The 19,564-nt window shown below is 72.2% G+C and carries 13 protein-coding genes; 7 read left to right on the top strand and 6 right to left on the bottom strand.

Annotated features, from left to right (window positions below):
- Positions 1 to 143: 143 nt before the first annotated feature.
- Positions 144 to 1,802 (top strand): ATP-binding protein, encoded by a 1,659-nt coding sequence (locus ACJ8AN_RS22950; RefSeq protein ID WP_407757576.1) that lies wholly within the window; start codon positions 144 to 146, stop codon positions 1,800 to 1,802.
- 18 nt (positions 1,803 to 1,820) lie between these two features.
- Here the strand turns inward: ACJ8AN_RS22950 and ACJ8AN_RS22945 are convergent, their stop codons facing one another.
- Together ACJ8AN_RS22945 and ACJ8AN_RS22940 are read right to left on the bottom strand one after the other, a co-directional pair.
- The gene (locus ACJ8AN_RS22945; protein WP_407757575.1) at positions 1,821 to 3,992 is read right to left on the bottom strand and encodes a bifunctional alpha,alpha-trehalose-phosphate synthase (UDP-forming)/trehalose-phosphatase; all 2,172 of its coding nucleotides are present in this window, start codon (positions 3,990 to 3,992) and stop codon (positions 1,821 to 1,823) included.
- Between the two features lie 13 nt (positions 3,993 to 4,005).
- Complete coding sequence (locus tag ACJ8AN_RS22940; protein WP_407757574.1) at positions 4,006 to 5,163, bottom strand: hypothetical protein; 1,158 nt, start codon at positions 5,161 to 5,163, stop codon at positions 4,006 to 4,008.
- 190 nt (positions 5,164 to 5,353) lie between these two features.
- On the opposite strand from ACJ8AN_RS22940, the gene ACJ8AN_RS22935 reads away from it, so the two are divergent.
- Together ACJ8AN_RS22935 and ACJ8AN_RS22930 are read left to right on the top strand one after the other, a co-directional pair.
- Positions 5,354 to 5,833 (top strand): hypothetical protein, encoded by a 480-nt coding sequence (locus ACJ8AN_RS22935; protein ID WP_407757573.1) that lies wholly within the window; start codon positions 5,354 to 5,356, stop codon positions 5,831 to 5,833.
- A gap of 54 nt (positions 5,834 to 5,887) precedes the next feature.
- On the top strand, positions 5,888 to 7,096 hold the full coding sequence (locus ACJ8AN_RS22930; RefSeq protein ID WP_407757572.1) for an ATP-binding protein: 1,209 nt from the start codon (positions 5,888 to 5,890) through the stop codon (positions 7,094 to 7,096).
- On the opposite strand, the gene ACJ8AN_RS22925 is transcribed toward ACJ8AN_RS22930, so the two are convergent.
- Positions 7,062 to 9,566, bottom strand: coding sequence for an ATP-binding protein (locus tag ACJ8AN_RS22925; RefSeq protein ID WP_407757571.1), 2,505 nt, complete (start codon positions 9,564 to 9,566; stop codon positions 7,062 to 7,064). The two genes, ACJ8AN_RS22930 and ACJ8AN_RS22925, sit on opposite strands and share 35 nt — an antisense overlap.
- A 400-nt stretch (positions 9,567 to 9,966) precedes the next feature.
- Here ACJ8AN_RS22925 and ACJ8AN_RS22920 point away from each other — a divergent pair, with 400 nt between their 5' ends.
- Complete coding sequence (locus ACJ8AN_RS22920) at positions 9,967 to 11,385, top strand: sigma-54-dependent transcriptional regulator (protein ID WP_407757570.1); 1,419 nt, start codon at positions 9,967 to 9,969, stop codon at positions 11,383 to 11,385.
- A gap of 1 nt (position 11,386) precedes the next feature.
- Here ACJ8AN_RS22920 and ACJ8AN_RS22915 read toward each other — a convergent pair whose 3' ends face one another.
- The gene (locus tag ACJ8AN_RS22915; RefSeq protein ID WP_407757569.1) at positions 11,387 to 13,012 is read right to left on the bottom strand and encodes an LVIVD repeat-containing protein; all 1,626 of its coding nucleotides are present in this window, start codon (positions 13,010 to 13,012) and stop codon (positions 11,387 to 11,389) included.
- A gap of 241 nt (positions 13,013 to 13,253) precedes the next feature.
- On the opposite strand from ACJ8AN_RS22915, the gene ACJ8AN_RS22910 reads away from it, so the two are divergent.
- Both ACJ8AN_RS22910 and ACJ8AN_RS22905 read left to right on the top strand, forming a co-directional pair.
- The gene (locus tag ACJ8AN_RS22910; RefSeq protein WP_407757568.1) at positions 13,254 to 15,680 is read left to right on the top strand and encodes a hypothetical protein; all 2,427 of its coding nucleotides are present in this window, start codon (positions 13,254 to 13,256) and stop codon (positions 15,678 to 15,680) included.
- A 6-nt stretch (positions 15,681 to 15,686) separates the two neighbouring features.
- Positions 15,687 to 16,292 (top strand): hypothetical protein, encoded by a 606-nt coding sequence (locus ACJ8AN_RS22905; RefSeq protein WP_407757567.1) that lies wholly within the window; start codon positions 15,687 to 15,689, stop codon positions 16,290 to 16,292.
- Positions 16,293 to 16,319: 27 nt separating this feature from the next.
- On the opposite strand, the gene ACJ8AN_RS22900 is transcribed toward ACJ8AN_RS22905, so the two are convergent.
- Positions 16,320 to 17,018 carry a Crp/Fnr family transcriptional regulator gene (locus tag ACJ8AN_RS22900; protein ID WP_407757566.1) on the bottom strand — a complete coding sequence of 233 codons (699 nt, stop codon included), beginning with the start codon at positions 17,016 to 17,018 and terminating at the stop codon, positions 16,320 to 16,322.
- Between the two features lie 218 nt (positions 17,019 to 17,236).
- On the opposite strand from ACJ8AN_RS22900, the gene ACJ8AN_RS22895 reads away from it, so the two are divergent.
- Positions 17,237 to 17,716, top strand: a complete 480-nt coding sequence (locus ACJ8AN_RS22895) for a hypothetical protein (protein WP_407757565.1) — start codon at positions 17,237 to 17,239, stop codon at positions 17,714 to 17,716.
- 75 nt (positions 17,717 to 17,791) lie between these two features.
- Here ACJ8AN_RS22895 and ACJ8AN_RS22890 read toward each other — a convergent pair whose 3' ends face one another.
- Positions 17,792 to 19,558 carry a tetratricopeptide repeat protein gene (locus ACJ8AN_RS22890; RefSeq protein WP_407757564.1) on the bottom strand — a complete coding sequence of 589 codons (1,767 nt, stop codon included), beginning with the start codon at positions 19,556 to 19,558 and terminating at the stop codon, positions 17,792 to 17,794.
- Positions 19,559 to 19,564 lie beyond the last annotated feature (6 nt).

Genomic DNA, 19,564 nt, shown 5'->3' with positions numbered 1-19,564 from the left:
TTTTGGCTTTTTCCTGGTTTCATGGAATACCCTAGTTGAAACCGGGTTACGCCGGCGGCCGGTGAGCGGGAGGCTTCCCCCCCACCGGACGCCGGGGCCGCCAGGACGCGAGGGTCCCAAGGGCCGTGGAGAGAGAAGCCGTGATGACGATGCGCTCGAAGGTCTGGCTGTTCGTGGCAGTGGCCATCGGGCTCGTCTTCGGCATGGGTGTGGAGCTGTTCAACGGCACCCGGCGCGGCTTGGGCTCCCGCCATCACCTGCTCCTCATCCAGGATCAGATCGACCTCTACGGCCAGATGCACAACAGCCCCTGGCCCTTCGTGGAGGCCCTGCGGCACTCGCGGCGGGACGGGGCCACCATCACGCGCCTGCTGCGCGAGCAGGACGCGCGCATGGACCGGGACTTCGCGCGGCTCGAGGAGCTCGCACACCAGGAGTCCCTGCTCCCGACGGCGACGAACGACCTGGCCCAGCAGGAGCAGGACCACGAGCGCATCGCCCGGCTCCACGCGGCCCAGCACCGCTGGGTGAGACGGGCCGAGCAGCTCGCGCGCTCCATGGAGGACGGGGCGGAGGTGACCCCCGATGCCTGGTGGGAGCTCTTCCAGGACTTCGAGGAGCAGGTGGGCGAGCAACTCGAGGCCGCCATCACCACGGAGCGCGCCGAGATGGAGGCGCTGCGCCGGGCGTGGGACGAGCGCTCGCGGCTGGGCAGCCGGCTGGCGAAGCTCGTCCCCTCCCTGGGGCTGCTGCTGATGCTGGGCATCGCCCTGGCCATCCTGGACCCCATGCAGCGCTCCCTGCGCGAGCTGCTCGAGGGCGCGGAGCGAATCGGCCGGGGGGACTTCGAGAAGGAGCTGCCCGTGAAGGGCGGGGACGAGCTGGGCACGCTGGCGCAGGCCTTCAACCGGATGAGCGCCCAGCTGCGCGAGCTGATGCACGAGCGGCAGCGCTACAACGCCCGGCTGGAGGACACGGTGCACGTGCGCACCGCCGAGCTGGCCTCCACCAACGCCCGGCTGGAGGACAGCCTCCAGCAGCTGCGGCAGGCGCAGGATCAGCTGCTCGTCTCGGACCGGCTCGCCACGCTGGGACGGCTCGCGGCGGGCGTGGGCCATGAAATCAACAACCCGCTGGCCTACATCCTGAGCAACCTGCGCTACGTGCAGGAGGAGCTGGACCGGACCGAGGGGAGCCCCTCCTCGACGGAGCGCGAGGAGCTGCTGTCGGCCGTCATCGAGGCGTACGAGGGCGCCGAGCGCGTGCGGCTCATCGCCCAGGATCTCAAGGTGCTCTCGCGCCAGGACGATGCCACCTATGGCCCGGTGGAGCTGCTCGCGGTGGTGCGCAGCGCCGCGAAGATGGCGGCCCATGAAATCCAGCCGCGCGCCCGCTTCGTCGCGGACTGCGAGGACGTGCCCCCGGTGCGCGGCAACGGGGCGCGCCTGGGCCAGGTGCTCCTCAACCTGCTCATCAACGCGGCGCACGCCATCGAGCCGGGCCAGGTGGAGCAGAATGAAATCCGCGTGCTGGCGCGGCAGAGCGGCCCCAGCCGCGTCACCCTGGAGGTGCGCGACACCGGCTGCGGCATTCCCTCGGAGAACCTCGAGCGCATCTTCGAGCCCTTCTTCACCACCAAGCCCGTGGGCGTGGGCACCGGGCTGGGACTGCCGGTGTGCCGCAACATCATCGAGGCGCTCTCCGGAGAGCTCACCGTGGAGAGCCAGCCGGGCCGGGGCTCCACCTTCCGCATCACCCTGCCCGTCGCCGAGGACGCCGCGTTTCCAGGCCAGGCGGCCTGAAGCGAGCAACGCCCCCGGTCAACCCACCAGGAGCGCGGCGAGCAGCTTGCGCACCTCGGTGGGGCCCGCCACCCGGTAGCGGGCGCGCGAGTTCCTGCCGCCCGCGTGGATGTCGAGGCTGCCCTCGGGGAGCGCGGCGAAGAGGTCCTCGTCCGTGCGGTCATCGCCAATGGCCACCACGCGCGTGCCGGGCGCCATGCCCTCGGTGACGCGCCCCACCACGCGGCCCTTGTTCACCCCGCGCGCGCGCACCTCCACCACCTTGTCGCCGGGCAGCACCTCCAGCGGGCCGTGGGCGAACACCTCGCCCAGGTGCAGGCGCAGCTCGCGGGCCTGCCGGGCGCCGAAGACGCGGTCCACCTGCCGGTAGTGCCAGGCGAGCGAGGCCGACTTCTCCTCCACGAAGGCCCCGGGCACGCGCGCGGCGAAGGCCTCCAGCACCGGGCGCACCAGGTTCTTCCAGTCGGTGGGCACGCCCTCCAGGGACGTCCAGGGCTCGCCGGGCGCGGGGCGGGAGTAGAGGCCGTGCTCGGCGTGCAGGCCCACGGGGAGACTCCCCAGCCACGCCTCCAGCGTCTCCTTGGTGCGCCCGCTGACGATGTGCACCCGGGTGTTGGGCCGGGTGGCGAGCCGCTGGAGCAAATCCAGCAGCTCCGCGTCGGGCGTGGCCAGCTCCGGCCTGGCGGTGAAGGGCACGAGCGTGCCGTCGTAGTCGATGAGGAGCAGCAGGTGCCCGGCCTCGCGCATGCGGGCAATCGCCGCCTCCGAGCCCGCCGGCTCCACGTGCGGCGGCGGGGTGGGCAGGGCCTGGAGCGCGTCCAGGAAGGAGCGCACCCACCAGTGCACGTCGTACTCCTTCACCCGCGCCCGCAGGGTGCGCATGCGCGTGCGCCGCTCCCCCTCCGGCATCTCCAGCGCCACCTCCAGCGCGTCCGCCATGCCCTCCACGTCGTAGGGGTTCACCAGCAAGGCATCCCCCAATTCGTCCGCGGCGCCGGCGAATTCGCTGAGCACCAGCACCCCGTCCTCATCCGGGCGCGCGGCGCAGAACTCCTTGGCCACCAGGTTCATGCCGTCGCGCACGGGGGTGACGAACATCACGTCCGCGGCGCGGTAGAGGGCCGCCAGCTGCTTCTCGTTGAAGGAGCGGTAGAGGTAGTGCACGGGGACGTTGTGCACGCCGCCATAGAGGCCGTTGATGCGGCCCACCAGCTCGTCCACCTTGTCCCGGTAGTCGGCGTAGTCCGCCACCGCGGTGCGGCTGGGGACGGCCACCTGGACGAAGCGCAACCGGCCGCGCCACGAGGGCTCGCGCTCCAGCAGCCGCTGCACCGCCGACAGCCGCTGGGGAATCCCCTTGGTGTAGTCCAGCCGGTCCACGCCCAGCACCAGCCGCTGGCCCGTGCTGCGCTCGCGGTGCACGCGCACGTCCTCGAGCACCGCGGCGTCCATCGCCAGGCTCTCGAAGGCCTGCGCGTCGATGCCCATGGGGAAGGCGCCCAGCCGCACCTCGCGCCCGGCATAGGCCACGCTGTCCACCACCGTCTCCAGCCCGAGCAGCCGCATGAGGGCGCTGGCGAAGTGGCGCACGTACGTGAGCGTGTGGAAGCCGATGAGGTCCGCGCCCAGCAGCCCGCGCACCAGCTCGGCGCGGTGCGGCAGGGTGCGGAAGATTTCGCTCGACGGGAAGGGAATGTGGAGGAAGAAGCCGATGCGCGCCTGGGGCAGCCGCGCGCGCAGGAAGGCCGGCACCAGCATCAGCTGGTAGTCGTGCACCCAGATGGTGTCCCCGGGCTGGTAGTGGCTCGCCACCAGGTCGGCGAAGCGCTCATTCACCTTGCGGTACATCTCCCAGTCCCGGTCCTGCCGGGGGATGCGCTCGATGAGGTAGTGGCACAGCGGCCAGAGGACGCGGTTGGAGTAGCCCTCGTAGTAGCGGGCGACCTCGCTGGCGCTCAGGTGGATGGGCACGCAGCGCAGCTCGGCGAGCTGGGCCTCCACCGACGCGCGCTGCGCCTGCGTGAGGCGCGACACGTCCCCGGGCCAGCCAATCCAGACACCTCCCGAGCGCTCGTGCGGACCCCTCAGCCCGGTGGCGAGCCCTCCGGCGCTGCGGACCACGGAGACGCCCTCCTTGTCGGCCTTGACGGTGACGGGGAGACGATTGGAAACGAGCAGGAGTCTGGACATACGGCCCAGAGCGTTACTCCCTCACTCCGGGAATGACCACTGTGGAAGCCGCGGCCATGCCACCTGGAGAACCTTCTGGCGAGCCTGCCCGCCCACCGTGTGTCCACCCGAGACGGGTGAGGAGCGCCGGCTCGCGGCCCGGTTTCCAGATGAACGCATCCAGCAGGTAGTGCGTGGCCTGCGGCAGCGCGAGCAACGGCACCACGAGCGCCAGCACGTCCGGGGGCAGCGCCGGCACCCCCTCGCCGAAGAGGGACGGCCGCTCGTGCCACACCAGCCAGTCCCAGAGCGCCTCCTCCCCGAAGGCGAGCGCCACGAGCACCAACACGAAGGCGGGCAGGCCCACGCGCACCAGGGGCCGCAGCCAGCCATAACCGCCCTCGGCGAAGCGGCCGCGCGTGTAGCGCCATAGGAGCGCGAAATAGGGCACCCCGTGCAGGACGACATTCGTCACCGTGAAGGCGAAGTCGTCGCGCGCCAGCACGATGCCGCCACACCACGTCCCCCAGGTGGCGAGCACCAGCAGCACCTTGCCCGCCTGGAGGCCCTCGCCGCGCACGGCGCGCGACACCTGGAAGCCCACCCACGCGGTGAGCACGAGCCCCTGGAGGACGAGCGCCCCGGTGCCCACCCACCCGGGCAGCCCCGGGAGGAAGTCGTTCTCCACGAACCACCAGAAGCCGCGGGGCAGGTTCGCGTGCCACCACACCACGGGGCCGAGCGTGGCCGCGTAGACGGCGGCGGCATCCAGGCGCCGCTCGGTGTCCGAGGCCCGGGCCTTGCGGCCGTAGAGGGACACCCAACCGTACTGCTGGCGGACGAAGTGGAAGAGCGCGCTGTACGCGAAGAGCCGCCAGAAGGCGCCCGGAGACACGAGGTAGGCGAGCACCCCGAGCACGTACGCCGCGAGCGGAGCGCCGATGTAGAGGCCGGGCCGGCGCCGCGGCTCGTCCCCGTCGAGGTAGGTGCGGAAGAGCGTGGACCAGACGTGGGCCACGTCGACGCAGACGACGAGCAGCACCCAGGCCCACAGGGGGGTTTCCCCCGCGAGGCCCAGCGCGGGCGCGGCGAGCATGAGCCCCACCGACACGAGCGCACTGCCGGCGAACACGGCGAGGTCCACGCCCCGGCCGAAGAGCCAAGCCTGGGAGGGAGCGAGAAGACGAGACATCACCCCGGAGGGTATCAGCCCGGAACGTCCAATGGATGGCGCTTCACCCTCCCGGGGCAGCCCCTTCCCGCCCCGCGTTTGACCCGTGCTGAACATGGACGCGGGTTGCACCTTTTCCCGCCCTCTCCGCGAGAGCAAACAGAGGGGCCCACCGCGCGCCCCCCAACCTCCTCGCACCTCCTGGAGTGCCATGCTCCCTGACTCCTACGTCAGCATCGACGACTCGCGTTGGCCCCTCCAGGTGGTGAAATTCGTGGGCAGCGCCACGCTGCGTCAGCACGAGCAGGTCATGGAGGGGATGACGGCCCGCCTGCGGCGCCGGGAGCGGCACCTCAGCCTCATCGACCTCAGCCAGGGAGGCATCCCCACGGCCGAGCAGCGGCAGCGTTACGTCCTCTGGATACAGGAGAACGAGGCCCTCATGCGCGAGGTGCTGCTCGGGATGGCGCTCGTCATCAACTCGCCCGCGATGCGGCTGGCGGTGAGCACCGTCATGCACCTCAAGCCGCTGCCCGTGCCGTACTTCATCGCCTCCTGGGAGCTGGACGCGGCGGCCTGGTCCATCGCCCACCTGGAGGACCAGGGGCTGCGCCCCCACGCCGAGCGCCTCCGGAGCCAGTACGGGCTGACGGGGCGGCTGGACGCCGGAGGCACGGCCCGCTCCGCCTGAGCCCAGGCCCAAAGCTGGAAGGCGGCCCCGCCAGGCCCCAACATCGCCCCGCCGATGCCTTCCGACCTGCCGCCGCCTCCCGCCCGCTTCCGCCGCCGGCTCCTCGCCGTGATGCTCGTCACGGGACTGGTGCCGCTCGTGCTGCTCGGCGTGCTCGCCCGGCAGGCGCTCCAGGAGCTGCTCTCCGTCTCCCTGGCCCCCGTGGAGCAGGTGCTCGACGACGTCTCCGCCGGGCTCGCCCGCGAGGGCCACTCCCAGGCCGCGCTCGACGAGGCCCGCCTCAACCTCGCCCAGGCGGAGCTCGCCCGCCGCGCGCTCGCCCGCCGCACCCCCAGGCTCATCGCGGCCCTGCTGCTCGTCTCGGCCGCCGTGCTCACCGCCGCCGCCGTGCTGCTCGGCCGCGCCCTCACCCGCCCCGTCTCCACCCTCACCCGCGGCATGTGGGCCTACGCGCGCGGAGACCTCTCCGTGCAGCTCCCCGCCCCCGAGCCGCCCCGCGACGAGCTGCAATTCCTCCTCGTCCAGTTCAACCGCATGGGCCGCGAGCTCGCCGCCGGACGCGAGCGCCTCAAGGCCGCCGAGCAGATAGCGGCGTGGCAGGACGTGGCCCGCGCGCTCGCCCATGAGCTGCGCAATCCCCTCACCGCGATGAAGCTCGCGCTGGCGCGCCTCTCGCGCCCCGACGCGCCCCCGGACGCCACCCGCCTCGCGGAGGCCGTCGCCCTGCTGCAGGAGGAGCTGGAGCTGCTCACGCGGATGACGCGGAGCTTCTCCGACTTCGCCCGCCTCCCCGCGCCGCGCTTCCAGCCCGTCACCCTGCGTCCCCTGCTCGCCGAGGTGTGCGCCCTCTACGCGGGCACCTCGCCCGTCGCCGTGGAGCTGGAGCCCGGCCCCGAGCCCACGCTGCGCGCGGACCCGGACGGCCTGCGCCGCCTCTTCGGCAACCTCGTGAAGAACGCCACCGAGGCCTCCGCGCCCGGCGCCGCGCCCGTGCGCCTGTCCGTCGAGGCGCTCCCCGCCTCCGTGCGCGTCACCGTCCGGGACGGCGGCAGCGGCATCGCCGGGGTGCTCGAGGGCCCCGCCCTCACCCGGGGCCTCTTCAGCACCAAACCCGAGGGCAGCGGCCTGGGGCTGCCCATCGCGCAGAAAATCACCCACGAGCACGGCGGCACCCTGCGCCTGGAGCCCGCGCCCGGTGGTGGCACGCTCGCCCGCGTGGAGCTGCCCCTCAGCCCTCCACCTTCCGGGGAAGCTCGACCGTGAAGCTCGAGCCGTGGCCCTGCTCGCTCTCCACGTGGATGTGGCCCCCGAGACAGGTGACGATCTGCTTGGAAATCCACAGCCCCAGCCCCAGCCCGCCATAGTGCCGGTCCGGCACGGCGCGCTCGAAGCGCTCGAAGATGCGCGCCTGGTCCTCCGCGGAGATGCCGATGCCCTCGTCGCGCACGCGCAGGCGCACGCCCCCGGCAATGGCCTCGGCGGTGACCTCGATGGGATGGCCCTGTCCGTACTTCATCGCGTTGGAGAGGAGGTTCGTCACCACCTGGTCCAGGCGCGAGCGGTCCCACTGCCCGGCCAGCGGCGACTCCAGCTTCAGCACCAGCGCGCAGCCCGCCTTCTCCAGCTCCGGCCCCATGCGCGCCGCCACCTCCTCCACGAGCGCCGACAGGTCCATCTCCTCGGGCTCCATCGGCAGGCGCCCGGAAGTAATCCGGCTCACGTCGAGCAGGTCCCCCACCAGCTTGCCCAACCGCGTGCCCTGCCGCTGACAGGAGGCAATCCACTTCCACAGGTCCGAGGCCTTCGTGGCCGTGGCGCTCTGCCGGGCGAGGCTCTGCAGTCCGAGCTGCAGGGCGGTGAGGGGCGTGCGCAGCTCGTGGCCGGCGATGCCGAGGAACTCCTCGCGCAGGGAGATGGCCTCGCGGGCCTCGCGGTAGAGCCGCGCGTTGTCGATGGCGTACGTGGCGTGGGCGGCGTACTCCTTGGCGAAGGTGAAGTCGTCCTCGGTGTACGTCCGCTCCGACGAGGCGAGCGTCAGCACTCCGGCCACGCCGTGCGCGGTGGACAGCGGGATGATCATCACCGAGCGGATGCCGAGCCGCTCCCGCAGCGCCCGCTCCAGCTCGCTCTGGGGCTCGAACCAGGAGAAGAGGTTCTCCAGATCCGCGAGGAGCCAGGACCGCCCCGTCGCCATGGCCTCGCGGATGGGATGCCCCTCGGGCACGGAGAAGTGCTGGGCCAGCTCGTGGGCAATCGCCTGGGCGGCCTCGTCCGCATGGGCCACGGACAGCGGCCGGATGGACCCATCGGGCCAGTGGCCCCAGAACCCCGCCAGGTTGGCGAGCGAGGGCACGCACAGGCGGACCAGCGTGCGGGAGGTCTGCTCGGGATCGAGGGACTGGGAGAGCACGGCGCTGGATTCGGCGAGGAAGCGCTGCGCCTCCATGGCCCGCTTGCGCGCGGTGACGTCCAGGATGGTGCCGATGCTGCCGCGGGGCTGGTGGTGCTCGTCGAAGAGCGGCACGGCGGAGATGACGAGCGTGCCGCGCCGCTGCCCGTTCACCTCCAGCTCCAGCTCCACGTCCAGCACCTCCTGGCCCGTCGAGGCCGCCAGCTGCATGGGCAACTCCTCGGGCGGGAGCGCGCGGCCGTTGGCATCGAGGTAGCGGATGGGCTGGCGCTCCGCGTCGGGCGCGCCGAGCGAGATGTTGGAGTCGATCGGCAGCCCGTGCAGCCGCGCGAACCAGGGGTTCTGCCGGATGTGCCGGCACCCGGCGTCATGGGCGATGCCGATGCCCACGGGGATGACGTCCAGCAGCGTCTGGAAATCGGCGGCCTGGCGCTGGAGCTCCCGCTCGAGCGTCTCCACGCGCCGCTCGGCGCTGCGGTTGCGCTCCAGCTCATGGCGCAGCCGGTCCGTCTCGAGCGCGAGCGCGACACACCCGGCCAGGTCCTCGGCGAGCGTCAGCCGCTCCTCGTCCAGCCGCAGCTCCGGCGCGCGCGTGGCGAAGGAGAGGACGCCCACGAGCTGCCCGCCCAGTTGCAGGGGCACCGCCATGCAGTCCAGCGGCCCGGCCTCCCGGACGTGCGCGAGGTCTCCATTTCCGGAGGACAGGGCCGCGCTCACCTGCTCACCGGGGCCCTGGAGCAGCTCGGCAGCGGCCGTGCGCGCCACCCGCTGGGCCAGGAGCGAGGGCGGGCCGCCCCGGGGGCCATGGAGCTCCCCGTGGGGCATGCGGAAGGCGGCGGCCCGCTGGAGCACCCCGTCGCGGAGCACGTCGAGGTCACACCAGTCCCCCATCACCGGAAGTAGCAGCCGGCCGAAGCAGCGGAACATGTCCTCCCGCGCGGCGCACGAGGCCAGCGCCCGGTTCATCCGCCCGAGCAACTCGCTCCGGGAAAGCACGCCCGCGCCCGGGCCACCGGAACCGCCCCGGCCCGAGGACTGCGGGGGAGGGGTGCGCGGGGAGGGCACGGAAGGGGACGGGTCCTCGGAGAGCGGGCCGGAGCAGAAGCGGCGCCGCGAGCGCTCGAGGTGCCGCGTGAAGCCCCACACCGAGCGCCCCCTCCCCGCCTTGTCGAGCTCGGGCACCAGGCGGGACACGAAGAGGCGCGGGGCCTCCAGCTCGGCTCCGGGCACAGCGGGGAACTCGAACTCGAACATCTGCCCCTCCTCTCGTTGGAAGGCGCGGCGCAGTGGCTCGTTCCAGCCTCGGACGATTCGGGGAGGCATGCCAAGCTCCTCGTTCGTCCTTCCCATGAAGCAGGACACTGGCAGCCCCGTGATGCGCTCCACCTCCGGGCCCACCAGGGGCTTTCCCTCCCCGCCGCTCCCGAAGCTCTCCGCGCCTCCACACGCCTCCCACCCCCCGGCCATCCGCCCGGTCCTCCACCTCCACCCCGGAGGCTCCATCCACCGCACGGGAAAGAACTGCCACACCCCCATTGACTCACCTCGGAGTCCCCACTCGGACTCGGCACTCTGAAACAACAGGAGCCGGGACCGCTCCTACTCCCCCGCCTCCCTCGCAAGCTGACTGAAGCAGACGAGCACGTCTTCCTCGCGCTGGCGCGCGGCTCCCTCAAGGCCGCGTGACGGCCCGCGCGGCCCCCGAGTGCCGGGGAAGCACGCCTTGCGTTACGCTGAGCCCGTGCATCCCCCTCTCGCCCCTGCGCGCCCGCGAGCGCCCGGCCCGCGCATCCTCCTGGTGGACGATGACCCCGGCGTCCTCAAGGGCCTGCGGGGCCTGCTGTCCGACGAGGGCTTCTCCCCCGTGGAGGCCCGCTCCGCCGCCGAGGCCGTGCGCCTGCTCGACACGCCCGGCCAGATGCCCGCGCTGATGCTGCTGGATTTGCGCATGCCCGGGGAGACGGGCCTGGAGCTGCTCGCGCGGCTGCCCCGGCCCCTGCCCGTGCCGGTGGTGGTGCTCTCCGGCGAGGCCTCTCCCGTCGAGGCCGTGCAGGCCCTGAAGCTGGGCGCCACCGACTTCGTGGAGAAGCCGCCCTCGCCCGAGCGGCTCCTCACCGCGCTGCGCAACGCGCTCGCCCTCAGTGAGCTGCGCGAGGAGCAGCAGCGCCTGCGGGAGGAGCTCGCGCGCCCCGGCCACCTCGTGGGCGACAGCGCGGCCATGGAGTCGCTGCGCAAGCTCATCGCCCGCGTCGGCCCGAGCGACACGGCCATCCTCATCACCGGCGAGACGGGCACGGGCAAGGAGCGCGTGGCCCGGGCGCTCCACCTGGCCTCCGGGCGCAAGGGGCGGCTCGTCGCCGTCAACTGCGCCGCCATCCCCTCCACGCTGCTGGAGAGCGAGCTGTTCGGCCACGAGCGCGGGGCCTTCTCGGGCGCCACCACGCGCCGGCTCGGCCGCATCGAGCAGGCCCACGGCGGCACACTGTTCCTCGACGAGCTCGGGGACATGCCGCTGGAGCTGCAGGCCAAGCTGCTGCGCGTGCTGGAGACGAAGGAGGTGGAGCGGCTGGGCGGCGGGCTGCCCGTGCCCGTGAACGTGCGCGTCCTCGCCGCCACGCACCGGAATCTCGAGCAGGCGGTGCGCGAGGGGCGCTTCCGGCAGGACCTGTACTTCCGCCTCAACGTGCTGCCCCTCACCCTGCCGCCCCTGCGCGAGCGGCCCGAGGACATCCTCCCGCTCGTCCGGGCCTTCGCGGCGGAGCTGGCCGGGCCGAACGTACCGCTGGTGCTCGCCCCCGGCGCCGAGGAGGCCCTGCGCGCCTGGCCCTGGCCCGGCAACGTGCGCGAGCTGCGCAACTTCGTCGAGCGCCAGAACCTGCTGCGCGGTGACGGTCCGCTCACGCTCTCGCCCGAGTCGCTCGCGGGCCCCGCGTCCCCGGCGCCGGTGTCGTCGGCGGCGGCCCCTTCGCGCCTGGTGCTCGGACAGAAGAGCTACCGCGAGCACGTGGACGACTTCGAGCGCACGCTCATCAAGGCCGCGCTCGAGGAGGGCGGCAGCATCGCCGCGGCCGCGCGCCTCTTGCAGGTGGACCGGGGCAACCTCCACCGCCGCCTCAAGGCGCTCGGCCTCAGCGCGGACTGAGTCACGGGCTCAGGAAGTTGGTGTTGCTGATGAAGAGCCCCTTCTTCGGCAGCTCCCCGGCCCGGGCGCCCTTGTAGCGCAGGACGTACAGGCCGCTGTTCTCATCCGTGATGTAGATGAGCCCGTTGTAGAGGATGGGATGGGGCCACACCCAGACGTCCGGGCTGTTGCGGAACGGCTCGACGACGTTGGTGGCGGGCCTGGGCACGAAGACGCCGACCTCGAGTGGCAGCACCGGGTTGGAGATGTCCCAGGCGCGCAGGCCCGCCGAGTACCAGGAGATGAAGAACAGGTTGGGGAAGACGAGCTGCTGGTGCGGAGAGAACTCGCGCTGGAGCGCGGGATCTCCAGGCCCGCCGACGAAGCAGTTGCCCTCCAGGTTCTCGGGCATCATGTAACGCGACACCACCTGCGGGGAGCGCTCGACGGTGATGTCCAGGATGGTGCCCCAGCTCCAGGGACAGGTGTTCGTGCCGTTCCGCTCGCCGGAGACGATGAGGTAGGGACGGCCCGGAACGGGGTACACCGAGTGCTCGGTCCACCCATTGGGAGGCGTGAAGTCCACCCGGGCATTCGGGTCGGGGTCGAGCTTGCGCAGGCAGAGCTCAGGGTCGGTGTTGCTCGTCGCATCGACGGTGACGGTGTGCGGCTTGCACAGCAGCCCCTGCGTCAGGCGCGAGCTGTCGAGGATGTAGTAGCCCCCATGGATGTTGGCCACGTACGTCCGCGACCCATCCTTGGAGACGGACATGGAGTGGACGTTGTTGCGCTGGATGGCCGGCTTCTCCGTGTCGAAGATGAAGTGGTCGTCCCGGTAGGCCGATGGATCGACGGGCTCGGTGCGAGGCACGGCCGGGGTCAGCGTGAAGGTCGCCACCGGCTCGGGGCTGACGGGGCCCCGGGGAGGATGGTTCAGCTCGAAGACCCGGATCGACGGCTCCCGCACGTCTCCGAGATGGATGGAGGAGAAGAGCAGGAAGTGCCACGGGGCTCGTGGATCCCTCCACAGGAAGAACTCGTGCGGCCGGTCGATTCCCAGGGGAATGGTCTGCGTGAGGACGGGGTGCCGGCAGTCGCTGATGTCGTAGAGCTGGTAGTTGTTCACCGCGCTGCTGTCGGGCCCCGCGTCCCGGAAGTTCATGACGATGAGGGTGTGCAGATCGGGGATGGTGCGCAGCTCGCGGGACGTGGCGTTGAGGATGGTGGGCAGCGCCCCCACCACCTCGGGCTCGCTCGGGTCGCTGATGTCCACGATGAGGATCTCCGGAGGCAGCTCGGGCGTGCCGAACGCCGGACCCGTCCCCGGACGGTGCCCGACGCGGCTGCCGACGTAGAGACAGTTGCCGGAGATGCCAATGGGCCCGTTGCGGCCCCGGGGCCGGGTGTCCCCCGGATTGGGCAGCGGGTTGTGGCCGATGACCTTGAAGTTCTCGATCTGCGGCAGCTCGTCGAGCGGCACGCGCATCGCCCCGATGACGGGCCGCGGCGCCTTCTTGAAGGGCGTGTCGAGGACCGGCGGTGGCGTGGGTCCCGGTCCGCGATGCGAACATCCCAGGGACAGGCCCAGCAGCATGCACAACGCGGCGCGCCAGAGCATGCACGTCCCCAGCGCCCTGACGGCGGTCATCCCTCTCGTCATGTGAATCCCTCGGGGGTGGGGGGCACGGCGCTGAAGCGGCATTCCCCCTACGGGTTTGAGAGAAGGCACCCTACCGGCGCCGGTACCCCGTGACGATGCGACCCGGGTTGGACGGACGTGTCGAAATCACATCACCCCGCGACATCACGATGTGGAGATGACATCCTCGGTGGCGGCCTGGGCCCCGTGTTTTCGGGCACTTGCCACGCCAGGCGGCCTGGAACGCCGCGTGCTCATCCGGATCCGCATGAACCGCACCGCACTTCTGTTGTGCTTCCTCTCCCTGGTCGCCCATGCCCAGGGCACCCCTGGCGCCACCGCTCCGGCCGCCCCCACGCCCCCCACGCCCGCTGCCACTCCGGCGCCCCAGCCGCCCAAGGCCTCCGACGCGGACGACGACGACGACGACGGGGACGACGACGACGACGGGGACGACGACGACGACGGGGACGACAACGACGACGACAATCCCTGCCTCGCCGATGAGGAGGACGAGGCGGACTCCGAGGTGCTCGGCGCGCTGCGGCTGAGCATCAACGGAGAGAATCGCGCGCTGGCGGACATGAAGCTCGAGGGCCTCCAGCGCCTTACCGAGGCCCAGGTGCGCGAGCTGGCCGGCATTCCCGCCGGGGGCCCCCTCTCCGCCGAGCAGGCCGCGGTCCTCCTCCAGCGGCTGGCACACACGGGGCTGTTCGCGAAGGTGACGCCCACGGTGCGGCTCGCGGAAGGCGCGACGCCGGTGCTGGTGGTGGCGCTCGAGGAGCAGCCCTACGTCACCGGCGTGGACCTCGAGGGCCTGAGCCCGGACGAGCAGGAAGACGTGCGGGGGGCGCTCTTCCGGCTGCCCTCCCGTGACTCGGACGAGGACGACGAGGACAACGACCCCGACGACACGGTGAGCGTCCACGTCGAGGCGGGCCAGGGCCGGGTGCACATCACCGCGCGCCAGTGCCCGTCGCCCAACCCGCCGAGGGCGCTGCTGGCCTCGTACGACAAGCACGGCGGCTTCCACCCGGGCTTCGCGTGGAGGGGCGTGCCCGGAGCGCTGGAGCGCGCGTTGGACGAGGTGCGGGACGAGGGCTACGAGCTCGCGAGCCTCGACGCCACGCTGACGCCGGAGGGGCGGCTGGTGGTGCGGGTGGACGAGGGGAAGGTGGAGGCGGTGGAGGTGCGGGGGGTGGACGAGGACGTGGCGGCGCGGGTGCGCGAGGTGCTGGGCATCAAGCCCGGGGACGTGCTGCTGCGCAGCGACCTGCGCCGGGCGGAGCGGCGGCTGGAAGCGGAGATGCCCTTCCTGTCGCTCGAGGACGTGGAGACGCACCCCGAGGCGGCCACGCGCTTCGTCGAGCAGCGCGATGAAGCAGGCGCGCGGCACTACCGGCCGGTGGCCGAGGAGAAGAAGCACCGGCGCCAGAAGAGCTGGGACGAGGACGTGGAGCTGTCCTTCGACGCGCTGGAGGGCAAGTGGAACCACGGCACGGAGGACGCCATCACCACCCAGGGCCGCCGGGTGGTGGTGCAGGTGAGCCCGAGGGGCCACTCCTTCAACGCGACGCTCATTCCCATGCACACGCAGGTGACGGGCTTCGCGCCGGGCCTGTCGGGCTCGCTGAAGCTGTGGGACGTGCGCAACCGGGTGCACGCGCAGCTGGACGCGGCGCTCACCATTCCCCTGCGCTGGGGTGGCCAGCGGATTCCCGGGGACCCCGAGCGCACGGCCTTCCAGCGTCGGCTCAACTGGCTGGTGGGGGCGAAGCTGCAGGTGCCGGTGCTGCGGCTCGCGGAGCTGGGCGCCCAGGCGTATGACTTCACGGACACCTTCGACCGGTGGCGCATCGGGGCGATTGATTCGTACATCTACTCGGCGCTGCTCAACCGGCCGGACTCCGAGTACTTCCGGCGCCGCGGCTTCACGGGCCTGGCCACCTGGCGCTTCGGGCAGCAGTGGACGCTGGGCGCCGAGTACCGCCGGGACACGTACGACTCGCTGGTGAGCTTCTTCCCGCCCTTCTCCCTCTTCCGGCGCGACTCGGCGCCCTTCCCCAACTCGCCGGTGGACGAGGGGCGGATGGCCTCGGTGGTGGGCCGCCTCGAGTACGCGAGCGACGCGGGCCGCTCCGAGCGCGTGGGCTCGCTCTTCCGCACGCCCGAGCTGTCGCTGCTGCGCAATGGCTGGGAGTGGCCGGAGCACACGGCGGTGCGCAGCCTGCTGACGGTGGAGGTGGGAAGCCCGGCGCTGGGCGGCGACGAGCAGTTCCGCTTCTGGAAGGCGGTGAGCGACAACGCGCTGTACGTGAACACCGGCCGCCACCAGGGCCTGCGGCTGCGCGTGCGCCTGGCGGGAGGCGAGGACCTGCCGCTGCAGAAGCAGGAGGCGCTGGGCGGGTGGAGCGCGCTGCGCGGCTACGCCTTCAAGGAGTTCCGCGGAGACGCCTCGCTGCTGGCGAGCGCGGAGTACCGGTGGGGCTTCCTCGGGGCGTTCGCGGACGTGGGCTCGGTGTACCAGGGGGGCGGGGCGGGCTGGATGGATCCGAAGCTGGGCGTGGGCGCGCAGCTGTACTTCGGGGACTCGGTGCACTTCGCGGTGGCGTGGCGCACGGACGAGCGGGCGTCGTTCACGCCCGAGGCGCGGCTGCTCTTCGTCCGGCCCTTCTGAGACACCATGAGGGGCACGCGCACGAGCAGGAGGAAGGGACTCGCCGCGGCGCTGGTGGCCGCGGTGGGCCTCTTCGCGCCCCTGGCCCGGGCGGAGGAGCCGCCGCGCGTGACGTGCTCGGCGTCGCGGGTGGGCCGGCGCGTGGTGGTGAGGCCCGAGGCGCTCGCGCTGGTGGCGCCCGAGCTGGAGCGGTTGATGAAGCTGGGGCTGGCGGGGCGGCTGGAGGTGGAGCTGACGCTGCTGCGCCGCCGGCCGCTGTGGTTCTCCGAGCGGGTGGACGCGACGAAGCTGACGCAGGTGCTGGCGTACTCGGCGCGGGAGGGCGGCTGGAGGCTGGACGGCCGGCCGCTGGCCACACCAGGGTCGCTGGAGCTCGAGCGCGTGGCGTGGACACTGGAGGAGGAGCCAGAGGCGGAGGCGGCCTTCGTGGTGGAGGTGGAGGTGCGGCTGCAGGTGGTGACGGCGGCGAGCCTGGGGAAGGTGGCGAAGTGGCTCACGCAGGGGGACAAGGCGGAGGCGGAGCGCTCGGCGCTGACGAGTGGCCTGCTGCGCACGGTGGCCGACGATCTCACGCGCGGGGCCGAGAGCCGCTGCTCCGTCCAGGGCCCCTAGCCCGGCGGGCTCCCGGCCCCCGCGGGCTCAACGCGGCTGGGCGACGCCATGACAGCGCCTCGACAGCTCGTCGAGCGCGTGGAGCACCCGCCAGCCCTTGGGCGAGAGCGACAGCAGCTTCTCCTCGGCCAGCGCCGCCAGGGCCCGGTCCACGCTGCGCCGTGCCGCACCAATCTCCAGCGCCAGGCGCTGCCGGGAGAGCGGGTAGCGGATGACGAGCCCCTCCTCCGCCGGGCGGCCGAAGTGCTCCGCGTACTCCAGCAACACGCGGATCAGCCGCTGCTCGCACCCATCGAACCCCATGGCGCGGCTGACCCGGATGGTGCCCTCGTAGCTGGCCGCCAGGTCCCCCAGCACCGCGGTGGTGAAGCCATGGTCCATCGCGAGCGCCTCGCGGAACACGGCCACGGGGATGACGCTCCCCTCCAGGGGCGTGAGCGCCTCGGCGGAAGCCACCCAGCGGGTGGAGTGCATCACCTCGAGCACCCCGAGGGCCCTGGGAGCCCGGAGCAACTTCACGGTGAACTGGCTGTCCGTCGAGAGCGCGTGGAAGATTCGCACCACGCCCTGGGACAGCAGCATGATGCCCTCGGCGGCCTCACCCGTGGTGGCGATGGAGGCTCCCGCGGGATGCTCGAGCGGACGGGCCACGGCCTCCAGCCGCGCCAGGGTCGCCGGAGCGCACGAGCCCAGACAGCCCCACGTCGGCAGCAACCGGGAACTCATCCGATGCCCCCCCGCGGGAAAACCTGGCGTCTGGTGGTGCTCTCCCACTCCTGGGTGAGGGCCCGGCGTTCCCGGCGTCCCAGGAATTCTTTTTCGCCGGGATTTTCCGAGCCACCTCCACGCCAAATGTCGCAGCCCCCCCGGGGCCTCCTTGTGGCGGGAAGGGTAATCAGGCATTCCTGTTTTTGTCGCGCTTCCAGAGGAAAGGGTTCTCTCCCATGTTTCTGACCCAGATGAAGATCATCCCGCTGTCCCTTCTCGCCCTCTCGCTCGCCGTCACCGGCTGTGGCGGGGTCGAGGACCAGGACGAGCCCTCCACGGTCTCGGAGCAGGAGGTCGGCACCACGGAGTCCGCCCTGTGCACCGGCTACTGTGACAACTGCGTGCTGTACGCCCGCTGCCGGCAGGACAAGCTGCCGTTCGGCCTGACCTACTGGAGCGACAAGCAGGCGGTCGTCAACAGCAACCACGCCCACGGGGGTTGTGTGGCGATGATCCCCTCGTCGAACTCGTACGGGCACGCCGCGTACGTCGATCACGTGGATTTCGCGCCCGCCCCCAACGTGATCTACCTCAACGAGGCCAACTGGCAGCCCAACGCCTGCAGCTCGCGCCACGGCTCCAAGGCCGCGCTGAACATCTACAACTTCTGGTGCCCCGCCGGCGCGCACACGGCGGGCTGCGCTGGCCCGATGTAAGAACGGCCCACGCCGTTTCTCCGCCGCCGTCCGCGAAGCCTCGCGGGCGGCGGTTTCGTTTTGAGGGATGCGCGGCTACGGCGTGGCGTGACGGGCGGCCTCCAGCGCACGCCGCACCTCGGCGGACTCCGTGCCCCGGCCACCGCGCTGCTCGGCCCGAGTCAGCCACCCGTCGGCCGCCTCCAGCTCTCCCCGCGCCAGCGCCACCCGGGCCAGGCCGAGCAGCCCCAGGGGCTCCGTCCGAGGCTCGTGGGACAGGGCCAGGAACACGTCCCAGGCGCTGGAGAGCTCCCGGGCCGAGAGGAGCGCGAGCCCCCGGCGCCACCGGGCCTCCAGGTGGTCCGGGTGGTGCTGGAGCACCGCCTCGTAGGCGGCCGCGGCCTCGCGCGGCTTCCCCAGACGCTCGAGCGCCAGCGCCCGGTTGAAGCCCGCCTCCAGGTAGTCCGGCCGCTTCGTCAGCGCGCGCTCCCAGGCCCGCACCGCGCCCGCGTCGTCCCCGAGCCGGGCCCGGCGCCCCCCCACCACGAAATACATCTCGGACTCGAAATCCACCGCGTCGACCGCGAGCCGCACCGGCCATACCGAGACGGCCAGGAGCGCGGCGGCGGCGAGCCACGCGGACCAGGACCTGGGACGCGACACCAGCGAGGCCAGCCCCGCGGCCGCGAGGACGCACAGCATGGGGGCCAGGGGAGTGCGGTAGCGCCCGGTGACGAAGAACACGAGCGGCGAGAGGGCGAGTGCCCCCGCGGCGGCGAGCACCCTGCCCAGCAGCCGGTTGCGCTCCCTCCAGGCGTGGACGGCGCCCGCGGCGGCCAGCGGCAGCAGCAGCACATACGGCAGCGCGGCGCCCCCGGCCTGGGGCGCGAGGACGGTGAGCACCGGCGAGTCCTCGCGGATGACCGCCAGATCCTCGTTCCTCGGAAGCTCGCGGGAGGCGAGCAGCAGCCGGGCCTTCCACGCGAGGTTCCCCAGACAGGCCCGGGGCCAGGAGGTGCACCAGTGCGCCGCCTTCTGGACGAACCAGGCGTCGTGTTGGCCGGGGGTGCGGAGGCCTCGCCGGGTGGGCTCCTCCACCAGCCGCTCCCAGCCGGCGCCCGGGCGCAGGGCGATCATCCGGTCCGCGTCCGCGTTGTTTCCAATCCAGAGGTTCACCCCGCCATTGGCGGAGATGGGAATCCACTCCCCTCCCCGGAGGCGGTTGGAGAGCGTCGCCGGGAGGATGCACGCGACACAGGCGGCGAGGCAGCAGACGCCCAGGGCCTTCCGGGCGCGGAACAGCCCGCCTCCCACGGGAAGCACCAGCAGGAAGGTCGGGGCCACCGCGAGGGCGCCCAGGCCAATGGCCACGCCACTCAGGGCCGCGCGGAGCCACGAGGGCCGCCCGGCCACGGAGAGCCACAGCGCCAGCGTTCCCAGGAAGGTGGCGAGCGCGGTGGGCAGCAGCTCGCCCTCGTAGAAGACGAGCGGGCCATGCAGCGCGACGAGCAACCCCGCCGCCAGACCCGCCAGACGGCGGCCGGTGGCGCGCTCGGCCAGGTCGCAGCACAGCGCGGCCAGGAGGGCTCCGAGCAATGCTTGCAACAGCCTCGGCCAGAGCAGCTGGTGACCGAGGAGCGCGTACAGCCCCGCCAGGAGCAACGGATAGAGCGGTGGCTGCCAGAACACGGGATCCGGAAACCCCAGTCCCTGGCTGAGCCGCTCGCCCAGGTAGTCATAATAATCCGCGTCGATCAGCGGCTCCGCGAAGGAGGGGCTCTTCGCGGTGGCGAGGTAGAGGAGCCGGACCGCCAGGGCCACGAGCACGACCCACGGCAACGGCCGCCGCCACGATTTCTCCATGGGCGC

The sequence above is a fragment of the Archangium sp. genome (assembly GCF_045802675.1).
In the GTDB taxonomy this organism is placed as follows: Bacteria; Myxococcota; Myxococcia; order Myxococcales; family Myxococcaceae; genus Archangium.
The sequence above is the reverse complement of the archived record's forward strand: the minus strand, read 5'-3'. Positions and strand labels throughout refer to the sequence as shown.

What these genes read in the sequence shown, in the direction of transcription:
- ACJ8AN_RS22900 (WP_407757566.1), bottom strand. Translation starts at nt 17,018, where the DNA reads ATGAGTTCCCGGTTGCTGCCGACGTGGGGCTGTCTGGGCTCGTGCGCT.
- ACJ8AN_RS22940 (WP_407757574.1), bottom strand. Translation starts at nt 5,163, where the DNA reads ATGTCTCGTCTTCTCGCTCCCTCCCAGGCTTGGCTCTTCGGCCGGGGC.
- ACJ8AN_RS22895 (WP_407757565.1), top strand. Translation starts at nt 17,237, where the DNA reads ATGTTTCTGACCCAGATGAAGATCATCCCGCTGTCCCTTCTCGCCCTC.
- ACJ8AN_RS22950 (WP_407757576.1), top strand. Translation starts at nt 144, where the DNA reads ATGACGATGCGCTCGAAGGTCTGGCTGTTCGTGGCAGTGGCCATCGGG.
- ACJ8AN_RS22890 (WP_407757564.1), bottom strand. Translation starts at nt 19,558, where the DNA reads ATGGAGAAATCGTGGCGGCGGCCGTTGCCGTGGGTCGTGCTCGTGGCC.
- ACJ8AN_RS22935 (WP_407757573.1), top strand. Translation starts at nt 5,354, where the DNA reads ATGCTCCCTGACTCCTACGTCAGCATCGACGACTCGCGTTGGCCCCTC.
- ACJ8AN_RS22925 (WP_407757571.1), bottom strand. Translation starts at nt 9,566, where the DNA reads ATGCCTCCCCGAATCGTCCGAGGCTGGAACGAGCCACTGCGCCGCGCC.
- ACJ8AN_RS22905 (WP_407757567.1), top strand. Translation starts at nt 15,687, where the DNA reads ATGAGGGGCACGCGCACGAGCAGGAGGAAGGGACTCGCCGCGGCGCTG.
- ACJ8AN_RS22930 (WP_407757572.1), top strand. Translation starts at nt 5,888, where the DNA reads ATGCCTTCCGACCTGCCGCCGCCTCCCGCCCGCTTCCGCCGCCGGCTC.
- ACJ8AN_RS22915 (WP_407757569.1), bottom strand. Translation starts at nt 13,012, where the DNA reads ATGACCGCCGTCAGGGCGCTGGGGACGTGCATGCTCTGGCGCGCCGCG.
- ACJ8AN_RS22945 (WP_407757575.1), bottom strand. Translation starts at nt 3,992, where the DNA reads ATGTCCAGACTCCTGCTCGTTTCCAATCGTCTCCCCGTCACCGTCAAG.